Raw genomic sequence first — 12,623 nt, 5'->3', positions numbered from 1 at the left:
CTTTTGATATCGCATCGTCCTTCCCATGGAAACCGCCAAGGGAAGAGGCGCGCGTTCGAATGCCAGCGGCCGCTACGAGCCTGAGCAGCATCAGTCGTTCGATGACGGCTGGACGCAGGATGACGCCGAGGCCGCGCCGCTGCGCACCACCCTCACCCCTGAACACGCCCGCACCATCATCGCCCGGAACGACAGTCCGGACATCGGCTTCGACCGCTCCATCAACCCGTACAAAGGTTGCGAACATGGCTGCATCTACTGTTACGCCCGTCCGTCCCATGCCTGGATGGGCCTATCCCCGGGTCTGGATTTCGAGAGCCGGATCTTCTTCAAGCCCCAGGCCGCAAGTCTGCTGGAACAGGCGTTCCTCGCACCCCGATACCGATGCAAGCGCATCCACATAGGCGGGAACACCGACCCCTATCAGCCGGTCGAACGTGATCTGAAGTCGACGCGCTCGATCCTGGAGGTCATGCAGCGGTTCAATCACGCATTCAGCATCATCACCAAGTCGGTTTTGATCGCGCGCGACGCCGACATTTTGGGCCCGATGGGCAAGGCGGGGCTGGCCTCGGCCTTCGTTTCCATCACCACGCTGGATCGTGGTCTGGCGCGGGCGATGGAGCCCCGCGCCTCGACCCCCGCCAAACGGCTGGAGGCCATCAGCCGCCTGGCGGACGCCGGTTGTCCGGTCGGGGTCGGGTTCGCCCCCGTCATTCCCGGTCTGAACGACCACGAACTGGAATCCATCCTTGAGGCCGCCGCCAAGGCCGGGGCCACGCGGGCTATGTATGTCACCCTGCGTCTGCCGCTTGAGATCAAGGACCTGTTTCGCGAATGGCTGGCCGACGCCCGGCCGGATCGCGCCGCGCGCGTCATGTCGCTGATCCGCCAGACGCGCGGCGGCAAGGATTATGACGCCGACTGGTCCCAGCGGATGAAGGGAACCGGCCCTGTCGCCGAACTGATCGGAACGCGGTTTAAGGCCGCCGTCAAACGCTACGGCCTCGACACGCCGCATCGCTTGCTGGACGAAACCCAGTTCCGCGTGCCCGCAGACGCCCGGCCTCAGATGGACCTGTTCGATCCGCCGCTCGACAAGATTGCCTGATCAACCGCCTTCGGTTTAGCGTCGCAAATCTTGGGGGACGTCATGATCAAACGTTTGTCGGCGACCGCTGCCGCCATTGGCCTGTCCACCATCCTGGCCGGCTGCCTAACCGTCAATGTGCCTGAAGGGCAGTTCTTCTATCCCGACACGCGGGTTCAGGCGGAGAAGCTGATCTTGGCTCCCGGCCCTGCCATTCCTGGGGCTGAAATCCTGTCATTACCTTTTGCGGGAGGCGCTGTCGCTGCAACCCGCGTGCGGACGGGACGCGCCGACGCGCCGCTGATCTTGTATTGCGGGGGCAATCTGTTTCGGCGTGGTGTTTCGGGCGCGCAGGTTGCGACCGAACTCGCGCCGTTCAGCGATGTGCTGATGTTCGACTATCCGGGGTCCGGCGACACGCCGGGGCAGGCCAGCTTCGCGACCTACAGGGATGCAGGCGAGGTCATCGCGGCAACCGCCCGCACCCAGGCTGACGCCGAAGGGCGCAGGCTGATCGCATGGGGGCATTCCCTGGGCGGTCCGATCTGCGCCGAGGCCGCGCGTGTCACCCGCGCCGACGCCCTGGTGTTGGAGGCGACCACGCCGACCGCCCGCGCCGCCGTTGATTCAATGGTGGGACTGTGGCGGCCGATCGTCCGCGTTCAGTTGGCCGAGCCCCTAACCACTGTGGATGTGCCCGCGACGCTGGACGGCTATTCAGGCAAGGTCGTCGTGCTGGAAGCCTCTCGCGACACGACCCTGCCGCCCGTACTCAGCCGCAAACTTGCTCATGATCTTCGGGCGAGAGGCGTGAACGTCGAGCGTCTTGTGTTCGCGAGAGCAGACCACGGCGACATCCCCTCGCAGCCGGATTTCGTCACTCGCGTCGGCGCAGCTCTAAATTAGTCGTCCGCCGCCGAAGGATCGATGGCGCGCGTGACCAGATCGCGCCAGGTCGGGTCTGTGTCATCGACCAGATCGACGTCCTGCATCAGAGCCACCGCGCCCTCGCCGTCCGGCAGGATCAGACCCAGGACTTCCATCTCCTCGCCATCGGCGCCGAGATGGCTTTCGGCCTGGACGACCACCGCCGCCTGTTCGCCGTCCTCTTCCCACCAGATGACCGGCTGGGGCAGGTCCATGACGATGGGACGCGGATCGTCGGTCTCGCCCAAAGCGAAGACGGCGCGTCGGGCCTGAACGTCGTCCAGCGTCGCCACGGCGCCCGTGAACGGTTTCAGCCGCATCCAGTCGTCGGCGTCGAAACCGCCGCCGTCTTCTTCGCTCGTGTCGTCCAAGGTCATCGTTTGAAAACCCCCACCAGTTCGACGTGCGAAGACCACAGGAACTGATCCACCGGCGTCACCGTCTCCAGCCGGAAACCGGCGTCGATCAGCACCCGCGCATCACGCGCAAAGGTCTGAGGATTGCACGATACGCCCAAGACGACGCCGGCCTTGGTGTCCGCGATCTGAGCCGTCTGGTCGATCGCGCCGGCCCGCGGCGGGTCGAACACGATGGCGTCGCATCCCTTCAAGTCATAGGGATTCATCGGCCGACGAAACAGATCGCGTGCCTCGGCCGTGATGGCCTTCATCCCTTTGGCCGAACCGACGGCGGCCTTCAGCGCATTGATGCCCGGCTTGGATGCGTCCGCTGCGATCACCGGCGCGACCGTGGCCAACGGAAAGGTGAAGGTTCCCGCGCCGCAGAACAGATCGGCGATTTTCTTGGCACCCTTCACCGCGGCCAGCGCGCGAGAGACCATCGCCGCCTCGGCCTGAGGGACCGCCTGCAGAAATCCACCCGCCGGCAGGGACACGGTCGCAGGACCGAACCCCACCTTGGGTTGGCGCGCCATCACCAGGGTGTCGCCCGCCAAGCTGAGGCGCGCCAGGTCGGCCCGGTGCGCCGCCTGAATCGCCTGCATCTGGGCGTCGGCCGACAGGCCGCCGCCCGAGCGGCGTTCGACCCCGGTCACATCAACGTCCAGCCCCGACAGGGTCCAGGTGACGTGCAGGGTCGGGGCCGATTTCGGATGTTCGAAAAAGGCGGCCGCGACCTGGATCAGCGCCGGAATGGCCGCCATGATTCGGGGATCGGCGACAGGACAGGCCTTCACCTCGACCAGCCGCCAGGAGCGGCGCGCCTTGAAACCCAGTAAGACCCGTCCATCCGGCGTGCGCCGGGCGTGAAGCGCCAGACGGCGACGGCTGGCTGGCGGGGTCGCCACCGTCGCTTCGATCTCGGTCTCGATCCGCTCGCGCGCCAAGGCCAGACGCACCTGTTCCCGCTTCCAGTCCAGATACGGACCCTCGGACCAATGCTGGAGCGAGCAACCGCCACAGTCGCCATACTGGGGCGAGACCGGTGCGATCCGGTCGGGGCTGGGCGTGATGATTTCGACCTCTTCCAGCCGCCCGTCCACGACGACGCCGCGCACCGTTTCGCCGGGCAAGGTCAGGCCGGCGAACACCGGGCCGGACGGCGTCTGGGCGACGCCGTCGCCCTGGCCGCCGACGCGGTCGATGGTGAAAATCTCCATCGGCGGGCTTCTAGCCGGGCGTCCCCTTTCGCTCAAGCCACAGGGCTGCAACGGCGTATCGGCTGAACATGAACGAAGATGAACGAACCGATCAATTGCCGTTCAGCTTCGCCGTCGTAAATCCCATTGCAACGAGAAACGAGGCTTTGCCGTTAACGTTTGACGGAAATCGTTCGGTCCTCAGAGGGTTGGAAAATGCGTCTCACGAAAACATCGATCGCCGCCGTCGCCGCCCTGGCGTTCGGCGTCACGGCCGCCCCGCTCACGGCGTCGGCCCAGAACTATTACGGCAGCGGCTACAGCCAGAACTACGGCACCGGCGCCTACAGCCGCTCTTACGATTACAACAGCGGCCGCTATTACGATCCTTGCGCGCGTGAGCGCCAAGGTCGCACCGGCGCTGGCGCGGTGATCGGCGGCGGCGCGGGAGCCGTCATCGGCTCGCAACTGGCCGCACGCGGCCGTCGCACCGAAGGCAGCATCCTGGGCGGCGTGCTCGGCGCTGTCGTCGGGTCCCAGGTCGGTCGTTCCAGCTCGGACGCCTGCCGCACCTATCAGAGCAGCTATGGCTCGAATGGCTACTACGCCCAGGGCTACAGCCAACCGAGCTACGGCTATTACGATGATCGCTACACCGGCGACCAAGGCTATCGCTACGACGACTACGATCGTCGCAACGACTACGCCTACAGCCGTGGCGGCTACTACGACGACCGCTCGCGCCCGGTCGATTCCTATCAGAATTCAGACGGATGCCGTCTGGCCGAAAGCCAGATCCGTCTGCCCGATGGTCGTACGGACACCCGCTACGTCCGCACCTGCCCGGACCAGTACGGCCGCTATCGCGTCGTCGATTAATTTTCAGCCCCCCTGTCGATCGACGACGTGACGGAGCCGCCGGAGGAGTAATCCTCCGGCGGTTTCTCTTTGTTTTCGGGCTATCGGCCTTTGGCCTACTTGAGCCCGTTTGGGGCTATCGGCCGTTGAGCTGTTTGAGCCCGTTTTGGGGTTACGGCCTTAGCCCGGCTTCTTGCCCCAGAGCAGGAACTCGACATTGCCGTCGCCGCCGGTGATCGGGCTTTCGGTCGTCGCCTGAACCGCCCAACCCAGCGCTTCCAGCCAGTCGCGCACGCGCTCTACAGCGGCTGCATGCGCCGCCGCATCCTTGATCACGCCCTTTTTGCCGCCGCCCGGACCATCGGCCTCGAACTGTGGCTTGACCAGGGTGACCAGATCCGCGCCAGGCATCGCCAGGTCGAGCGCAACCGGGAGAACCTTGATCAGGCTGATGAAACTGGCGTCGCAGACGACCAGCGACGGCGGCTGCGGGATCAGATCTGGCGTCAGGTCGCGCGCATCGGTGCGCTCCAGATTGACCACGCGGGGATCGGACGACACCCGTGCGTGCATCTGGCCGAAGCCGACATCGATGGCGAACACCTTGGCTGCGCCGCGGTTCAACAAAACCTCGGTAAAACCGCCGGTCGATGCGCCGACGTCCAGCGCCACCCTGCCCTCGACGAGGACGGGCCACAGGGTCAGGGCGTGGTCCAGCTTCAGCGCGCCGCGTCCGACCCACGGGTGGGCGGGTTGGGCCTCCAGCGCGATGTCGTCGGCGAACTGTTCGGACGCCTTCCGCACGAGCGCGCCGTCGGCCAGAACCAGCCCCGCCTCGATCGCGGCGCGCGCTTGCGAGCGGCTGTCGAATAGGCCGCGTGCGACCAGAAGCTGATCAATCCGCGTCTTCACAGCCTTGCTTTCATCAGGGCGTTAAAGCGACGCCAGACGCGCCAGCGCCGCCTGCAGCTTGACCTTGCCCGCCTCGGCCTCGGCCAGCTTGGCGCGCTGTTCGTCAACGACTTCCGGCGCGGCGCGGGACACGAAGTTGGGGTTGCCCAGCTTCTTGTTCACATGGCCGATGTCGCTGTCGAAGGCGGCGATTTCCTTCTCCAGACGCGCCCGTTCGGCGGTCAGGTCGATGATGCCGGCCAGCGACAGGGCGACGGTCGAACCGCCGGACACGAAGGTAACGGTGCCGGTTGGGGCCGCGTCCGCCGATCCGACCTCGGACACACGGCCCAGGGTCAGGATCAGGTCGCGGTGGCGGGCGATGCGTTCGGCGGTCACGGCATCGGGGGCGACGAAGGCCAGCGGCGGCTTGGCCGACGGCGGCACGTTCATTTCGGCGCGCAGGCCCCGGATTTCACCGACCAGATCGACCAGCCAGCCGATTTCGGCCTCGGCCGAGGCGTCGATGAAGGCGTCCGGCAGCACAGGCCATTCGGCGCCGATCAGCAGACCGTCGCGCGCCGGCCCTTCTTTGCCGAGTTCGGCCCACAGTTCCTCGGTGATGAAGGGCATGACCGGATGCAGAAGCTTCAGCGTCTGGTCCAGCGTCCAGGCGGTCATCGCCCGCGTCTCAGCCTTGGCGGCTTCATCGGCGCCTTGGAAGACAGGCTTGGCCAGTTCCAGATACCAGTCGCAAAAGACGTTCCAGACGAAGCGATACAGGGCGCCGGCCGCATCGTCGAAGCGTCCGCCTTCGATGGCTTGCGACACCGCGCGTTCGGCCTTGGTCAGCTCGCCTCGGATCCAGCGATTGATCGTTTGGTCGACGGTGGCGGGGTCGAAGCCCTCGACGCGGCGCGCCTCGTTCATCTGGCTGAAGCGCGCGGCGTTCCACAGCTTGGTGCCGAAGTTGCGATAGCCCTCGATCCGCTGTTTCGACAGTTTGATGTCGCGCGTGCCCGACAGGATGGCCATGGTGAAGCGCAAGGGATCAGCGCCCAGCTCGTCGATGATGCCCAGCGGATCGATGACGTTCCCCTTGGACTTGCTCATCTTCTGGCCCTTCTCGTCTCGGACGAGGCCATTGATGATGACGCGCTTGAACGGGACTTCGCCCATGAAGTGCTGGCCCATCATCATCATCCGGGCGACCCAGAAGAAGATGATGTCCGCCGCGGTGACCAGGTCGCTGGTCGGATAGAACCGCTCAAGATCCTCGGTCTTCTCGGGCCAACCCATGGTCGAGAAGGGCCACAGAGCCGAGGAGAACCAGGTGTCGAGAACGTCCTCGTCCTGGGTCAGGGCGACCTCGGAATCATAGTCCGCCATCGCCTGTTCGCGGGCGTCCTCTTCCGTCTCGGCGACATAGATTTCGCCGTTCGGGCCGTACCAGGCCGGGATGCGGTGCCCCCACCACAGCTGGCGCGAGATGCACCACGGCTCTATGTTGCGCAGCCATTCGAAATAGATCTTCTCGTACGACTTGGGCTCAAACACCGTATCGCCCTGCTCCACCGCCTTCAGCGCGGGTTGGGCCAAAACCTTGGCGTCGACGTACCACTGGTCCGTCAGCCACGGCTCGATGACCACGCCGGAGCGGTCGCCGTGCGGCACGACGTGTTTGGTCTTCTCGATCTCGCGCAGCCAGCCCTCTTCCTCGGCGCGGGCGACGATGGCCTTGCGCGCGGCGAAGCGGTCTTGCCCGACGTAGTCCGCGGGCACGTCGGGCGTATCGACGTCGGTGATGCGTCCGAAAGCGTCGAGGATATTCAGCGACGGCAGGCCCGCCCGCTTGCCCACGCCGAAGTCGTTGAAATCATGCGCCGGCGTGATCTTCACCGCGCCCGAGCCCTTGGTCGGATCGGCGTAGTCGTCGGCGACGATGGGGATGCGACGACCGGTGATCGGCAGGGTCACCAACTTGCCGACCAGTCCGACATAGCGTTCGTCATCCGGATGCACCGCCACACCTGTGTCGCCCAGCATGGTCTCGGGCCGGGTCGTGGCGACGACGATGAAGTCGCGCGTCTCCCACTCCGTCGCCTTGCCGTCCTCGTCGAAGGCGACCGGATGCTCATAGGTGACGCCATCGGCCAGCGCATAGGCGAAGTGCCAATAGGCGCCGTCCACCTCGCGCTGCTCGACCTCCAGGTCCGAGATGGCGGTTTGGAAATGAGGGTCCCAGTTCACCAACCGCTTGTCGCGATAGATCAGGCCTTCCTTGTGCAATTGCACGAAGACCTTGCGGACGGCGGCGTTCAGCCCCTCGTCCAGAGTGAACCGCTCACGCGACCAGTCGCACGATGCGCCGAGACGGCGCAGCTGACGCACGATGGTCCCGCCGCTTTCGGCCTTCCATTCCCAGATTTTCTCGATGAAGGCGTCGCGACCCATGTCGCGACGGCCGATATTGCCGGCGGCGGCCAGCTGACGCTCGACCACCATCTGGGTTGCAATGCCGGCGTGGTCCGTGCCGGGCAGCCACAGCACCGCCTTGCCCTTCATCCGGTGATAGCGGGCCAGGATGTCCTGCAGCGTGTTGTTCAGCGCATGGCCGATGTGCAGGCTGCCGGTCACATTGGGTGGCGGAATGACGATCGAATAGGCCTCGGCGGCGCCGTCGGTGCTGGGCGCGAACAGGCCGCTTTCTTCCCACTGGGCGTAAAGGCGGGGCTCGGCGGCCTGGGGTTCGAAGGTCTTCTCAAGCATCGTCATTCTTTGTTGCTAATGCTCCGCGCGATACGCGTCGCTACATGAGCATATCGAAAATGCAGAAAGGCGGCCCCTTCAGGAGCCGCCCCTCGGATTAGTCTGGGCTGAAGCGAAGGGTTAGGCGCTGCGCGCGATGCGTTCGACTTCCTTTTGTACCGCCGCCTGAACGATGCCGGGCAGATTGTTGTCCAGCCAGTCCTTCAGCAGCGGGCGCAGCATCTCGGCGACCATCGCCTCGACGGTGTTGCCGCTGACGAAGGGCAGGTCGCCCGAGGCCGACGGAGCCGGCTCAGGCTTCTTGAAGCTGGCGGCCAAGCCCGCAAAGGCCGAGGCGGCGCTGGCGGCGGCGCTGTCGCCGACCAGCGTGTCGTAGGCAGGCGCCGGCTCGGGAGCCGATTCGTAAGCCGGCGCGGGTTCAGGCTCGGGCTGATAGGGCGCGGGCGAATGTTCGACCACGTCCAGATCGCCGATGGTCTCGGCCGGCGCCTCATAGCGGTCGGTCAGTTCCAGCACGTCGTCTTCGACGGCGGCGGGTTCCGGCGTCGGCTCGACCGGGGCGGCGAAGATGGTTTCGGCGGCCAGCGGCTCGGGAACCGGCTCAGGCGTGGCTTCCGGCATGGCGGCGGCCGGCGTTTCGGCCGGGGCCTCGTCTTCAGAGATGATCCGGCGAATCGACGCCAGAATCTCTTCCATGGTCGGTTCCTGGGCGGACTGATCGGTCATGGCGCAACCTTGGGCGAGGCCTGGGTAGAAGGGGTGGGCGCCGAACGACGGATCGCTCGAAACCTGTGCCTTGTCGTCGCATCTTCGCCCGTCGGAATCAACGGGCGGTTTCCGTCCGTATTCGACGCGGTCAGTTCTGCGGCGCCGTGCGCACGACCTCGCCCTTGAGCTGAGCGTCGATCGGCGCGTCGGCGGTGTCAGGCGTGGTCACGATCGGCGGCGAGGCCACGCGGTCCAGCGTCTCGATCACGCCGTCCCACGGCAGGCCGCCGCGTCCCTTGACCTGGTCGTAGTTCGCAGCCGGATCATAGGCCTCGATCGTCGGGTTCAGCGCCGGGCCTTCCAGCTGGCCCATGGCGGCCAGCAGCGAGGCGCGGGCGACATATTCAGCGGCGCGGGCGCTGGCGACCGCCGTCTGGGCGTTGCGCAGCGCCAGTTCCTGGTTCAGCACGTCCAGCGTGGTGCGCAGGCCGACTTGGGCTTCCTGGCGCACGCCTTCGGCCGCGACCGATGCAGCGCGAACCGCTTCGGTGCCGGCCGCGACCGTAGCGCGGGTCGACAGCACCTGGGCGTAGGCCGAGCTGACGTTCTGAAGCACCGTGCGGCGCTCGCCCTCGATGCCGATCTGGGCCGCGTTGGCGCGCTCCAAAGCCTGGGCGACGCGCGAGCGGTTCAGACCGCCGGTGAAGAGCGGCACGGAGAGGGTGGCGCCGGCCGTGAAGCTGCGGCGATCAGCCAGTTCGCCCAGATCGCCCAGATCGTTGGTCGAACCGCCATAGGAGGCGGTGGCGCGCACCGACGGCAGATATTCCGAACGGGCGGCCGCGACGGCGGCCTCGGCGCTTTGCAACTGATAGGTCGCGGCCAGGACAGCGGGATTGCGCTGCAACGCCGTCTCGATGGCGACGTCGAAGTCGCTGGGCACTTCCGGCAGAACCGGCGCGGCTTCCAGATCGGACGGCGATTGGCCGACGACGGCGGCATAGGCGGCGCGCGACGTGGACAGTTGGGCCTGGGCGTTCGCCAGATCGGCTTCGGACTGCGCCTGCGAGGCTTCGGCCTGGGCCACGTCGGTGCGGGTGATCTCACCGACCTCGAAACGGGCGCTGGTTTCCTCCAGCTGGCGTTGCAGCACCGTCAGGTTCTCCTGGCGGATACGCAGGATTTCCATGTCACGGGTGACGTTCACATAGGCCTGGATCACCGACAGCATGACCGACTGCTCGATCTCACGCAGGTTCTCACGGCCGGCCAGGACGCTGGCGCGGGCCTGGTCGATGGCGCGCGAGGTGCGGCCGGCGGTCCAGACGTTCTGGCTGACGCTGACGCCGACATTGGCGCCTTCGGTTTCGGACGACGAGGTCGTGACCTGGGTGTCGGGTATGCCGTCGCCGTTCGTGTCGACGAACTGGGTCACGGCGGGGAAGTCGCTGCGGGTGTAGTCCACGCCTGCCGAAGCGCCGATGGTCGGGCGCAGGCCCGACCGCGCCTGAACCACCGTCTCGTCCAGCGCACGCTGGTTGGCGCGCTGGGCCAGCAGGTTGGGATTGGTCCGATAGGCCAGGGCGATGGCGTCCTGCAGCGTCTCAGCCCAGGCCGGTGCGCCCAGACCGGTCATCACGGCGACCACAGCGGCCGAAGCCAGCACACGCGAGCGTTTCAACATTGTCCGTCCTTGCGTGACGCTCCGAAGAACGCCCGAATGTTTTCTCAAGCGTAACTGCGGCCTGACCGAACCACACGCCAGTTAAGTTTTCTTCACGGTTGCGAACGGGATTTCCGTCGCAACCGCGCGTCTCTTTGATCTTACAGCGCGAAAGTGGGGGTCGGCTTCAGCTCGGCAAGGACCGCAGGCGACGAATCGAACAGTTCGCGGCGCGACAGGCCTTCGCGCGTCTGAACGTAGAGGGCCGCCTTGCCGATGGCGCCGCGACGTTCGACCACGACGATCCGGCCGCCGGGACGCAGGGCCGCGCCCCACGATTCGGGCAGGCTCTCGACGCCGCCTTCGGAAATGATCAGGTCCCATCCTTCGCCGGTCGGCTGAGCCAGCGGCGCGACGACGGTCGCCACGCCCGCGTCCGATAAGGCCTCGCCGACCACGGCGAACACGGCGTCGTCCGATTCCTGAGCCGTGACGCTGACGCCCATTTGGGCCAGCAGGGCAGCGGCGTAGGGCGCGGCGATGGCCAGGGCCTTCTCGCCCTCGCGCGCATCGGCCGCTTGCAGCAGCTTGGCGACGTCGCGCGCCGGCATCAGGCGGCGCTCGCCCGCGATCATCACCGCTTCCTCGGAATAGGCGGCGAAGGCGCGGTCGGGCGCGCAGTACTTTTCACGCGGCACAGCCATCATGGCCAGGTGAATCGCGCGATCCGTCACGTCGTTCACCCGCACCTGCGAGTCGACCATGGCCTTGCGCTCTGCGGTGAAATCCATCTGTAGGCAGCCTTCAACGATAATCCGGGAGGAAATCTCGCGCGCTTATAGGTCCGTGCGTTGCAGCGGACAATCCGATCTGATAGCGAACGCCCCTCGCGATGACCGCCCCCGAGAAATCGGGGACAAAAAGCGGCCTGATGGCGGAGTGGTGACGCAGAGGACTGCAAATCCTTGCACCCGGGTTCGATTCCCGGTCAGGCCTCCATCGCGACGATACGGACGAAGGCCGCCCCTCGGGGCGGCCTTCGCGTTTTCAGCTTCCAGCAAGCGCCGTCGTCGTCAGATGATGAAGCGCAACAGCACTCGTCGCCGCGACATTCAGCGAATCGAAGCCGCCCGCCATTGCGATGCCGATCGGCCGGCAACGGTCGATCAAATCCCTGGGCAGCCCCGGTCCTTCCGACCCCAGCATCAGAGCGACCGGTCCGACGCGCCTGTAGTCCGAAAGCCGCTCGGTCGCCGAAGGCGTCAGCGCCAAGACCTCGACGCCGGCCCGCTGCAGGGCTTCGATAATGTCCGTCGCGGCGGCGACAACAAACGGCGTACGCAGCACCGCGCCGACCGAAACGCGAATCGCCTTGCGGTAGAAGAGGTCGCAGCAGGTCGGATCAAGCAGCACCGCCCTGGCGCCAAACGCGGCGGCGTTCCTGAACAGGCCGCCGACATTGTCGTGGTTGCCGATCCCGCTGGCCACGACGACCACGTCCTGCGGCCCGATATCCGCCAGCACATCGTCCAACGACAGCGGCTCGGGCTTTTTGCCCAAGGCCAGAATTCCCCGGTGCAGGTCGAAACCCGCAATCCGGTCCAGCACGGCCTGGCCTGCGACATAGACGGGCGTCGCGGGCGGCAGAGACGTAATGACATCGCACAAAGCCGCAACGCGCTTTTCCGCCAGCAGCAGCGACAGGGGCCGGCAGCGCGACGCCGTCGACGCCAGTCCACGCACCACCACCTCCCCTTCCGCGATGAACAACCCCTGACGCCCCGTCAGATCGCGTTCGCGGATATCGCGATAGGCCGCAACACGCGGGTCGTCGGGGTCGTCGATAAATATCGTTTCGATTGGCTCGTTTTCCCATTGCAAGATCGGAACGGCCGCTGCTATACGCCCGCCTCCCGAGCAGATGTTCCGCAGTAGCTCAGTGGTAGAGCAGCCGACTGTTAATCGGCTGGTCGTAGGTTCGAATCCTACCTGCGGAGCCACTCGGGGTAAAGACTGAGGCCAGACAAGGCGTTAGGTCAGAAACCTTCCAGACAATCTGATCTGTTTGAACGGCGGCCGAGCTATTGGGCGTCGGCTACCGCGCTCTGGTGTCGCTTTGA

At 66.0% G+C, this 12,623-nt stretch carries 11 protein-coding genes and 2 tRNA genes; 5 read left to right on the top strand and 8 right to left on the bottom strand.

The window, feature by feature from the left end; all coding sequences use genetic code 11:
• Nucleotides 1-25: 25 nt before the first annotated feature.
• Complete coding sequence (locus KAK88_RS06835; RefSeq protein WP_242078398.1) at nucleotides 26-1,111, top strand: PA0069 family radical SAM protein; 1,086 nt, start codon at nucleotides 26-28, stop codon at nucleotides 1,109-1,111.
• A 42-nt stretch (nucleotides 1,112-1,153) separates the two neighbouring features.
• On the top strand, nucleotides 1,154-1,996 hold the full coding sequence (locus KAK88_RS06830; RefSeq protein ID WP_242078397.1) for an alpha/beta hydrolase family protein: 843 nt from the start codon (nucleotides 1,154-1,156) through the stop codon (nucleotides 1,994-1,996).
• On the opposite strand, the gene KAK88_RS06825 is transcribed toward KAK88_RS06830, so the two are convergent.
• Both KAK88_RS06825 and KAK88_RS06820 read right to left on the bottom strand, forming a co-directional pair.
• Nucleotides 1,993-2,388, bottom strand: coding sequence for a hypothetical protein (locus KAK88_RS06825; RefSeq protein ID WP_242078396.1), 396 nt, complete (start codon nucleotides 2,386-2,388; stop codon nucleotides 1,993-1,995). The two genes, KAK88_RS06830 and KAK88_RS06825, sit on opposite strands and share 4 nt — an antisense overlap.
• A gap of 2 nt (nucleotides 2,389-2,390) precedes the next feature.
• Complete coding sequence (locus tag KAK88_RS06820) at nucleotides 2,391-3,635, bottom strand: class I SAM-dependent RNA methyltransferase (protein WP_242078395.1); 1,245 nt, start codon at nucleotides 3,633-3,635, stop codon at nucleotides 2,391-2,393.
• 195 nt (nucleotides 3,636-3,830) lie between these two features.
• Between KAK88_RS06820 and KAK88_RS06815 the strand changes: the two genes are divergently transcribed.
• Nucleotides 3,831-4,493, top strand: coding sequence for a glycine zipper 2TM domain-containing protein (locus KAK88_RS06815; RefSeq protein ID WP_242078394.1), 663 nt, complete (start codon nucleotides 3,831-3,833; stop codon nucleotides 4,491-4,493).
• 159 nt (nucleotides 4,494-4,652) lie between these two features.
• Here KAK88_RS06815 and KAK88_RS06810 read toward each other — a convergent pair whose 3' ends face one another.
• The 5 genes from KAK88_RS06810 to KAK88_RS06790 form a co-directional block, all read right to left on the bottom strand.
• Nucleotides 4,653-5,384, bottom strand: coding sequence for a TlyA family RNA methyltransferase (locus tag KAK88_RS06810; RefSeq protein WP_242078393.1), 732 nt, complete (start codon nucleotides 5,382-5,384; stop codon nucleotides 4,653-4,655).
• A 21-nt stretch (nucleotides 5,385-5,405) separates the two neighbouring features.
• Nucleotides 5,406-8,132, bottom strand: a complete 2,727-nt coding sequence (locus tag KAK88_RS06805; RefSeq protein ID WP_242078392.1) for a valine--tRNA ligase — start codon at nucleotides 8,130-8,132, stop codon at nucleotides 5,406-5,408.
• A gap of 120 nt (nucleotides 8,133-8,252) precedes the next feature.
• Entirely contained in the window at nucleotides 8,253-8,858 is a 606-nt protein-coding gene (locus KAK88_RS06800; RefSeq protein WP_242078391.1) for a DUF2497 domain-containing protein, read from the bottom strand.
• Between the two features lie 130 nt (nucleotides 8,859-8,988).
• Nucleotides 8,989-10,524, bottom strand: a complete 1,536-nt coding sequence (locus tag KAK88_RS06795) for a TolC family outer membrane protein (protein ID WP_242078390.1) — start codon at nucleotides 10,522-10,524, stop codon at nucleotides 8,989-8,991.
• Nucleotides 10,525-10,664: 140 nt separating this feature from the next.
• Nucleotides 10,665-11,294: a protein-L-isoaspartate O-methyltransferase family protein gene (locus tag KAK88_RS06790; protein WP_242078389.1), complete on the bottom strand. Its 630-nt coding sequence runs from the start codon at nucleotides 11,292-11,294 to the stop codon at nucleotides 10,665-10,667.
• A gap of 134 nt (nucleotides 11,295-11,428) precedes the next feature.
• Here KAK88_RS06790 and KAK88_RS06785 point away from each other — a divergent pair.
• A tRNA-Cys gene (locus KAK88_RS06785) sits at nucleotides 11,429-11,502 on the top strand.
• Nucleotides 11,503-11,550: 48 nt separating this feature from the next.
• On the opposite strand, the gene KAK88_RS06780 is transcribed toward KAK88_RS06785, so the two are convergent.
• Nucleotides 11,551-12,384 carry a TrmH family RNA methyltransferase gene (locus tag KAK88_RS06780; protein ID WP_242078388.1) on the bottom strand — a complete coding sequence of 278 codons (834 nt, stop codon included), beginning with the start codon at nucleotides 12,382-12,384 and terminating at the stop codon, nucleotides 11,551-11,553.
• A gap of 44 nt (nucleotides 12,385-12,428) precedes the next feature.
• Here KAK88_RS06780 and KAK88_RS06775 point away from each other — a divergent pair.
• Nucleotides 12,429-12,503 (top strand) — tRNA-Asn (locus KAK88_RS06775).
• The last annotated feature ends 120 nt before the right edge of the window (nucleotides 12,504-12,623 follow it).

The sequence above is a fragment of the Brevundimonas diminuta genome (genome assembly GCF_022654015.1).
Classification (GTDB): Bacteria; Pseudomonadota; Alphaproteobacteria; order Caulobacterales; family Caulobacteraceae; genus Brevundimonas; species Brevundimonas diminuta_C.
Note: the sequence above shows the minus strand (reverse complement) of the source record. Positions and strands in the feature narration are given on the sequence as shown.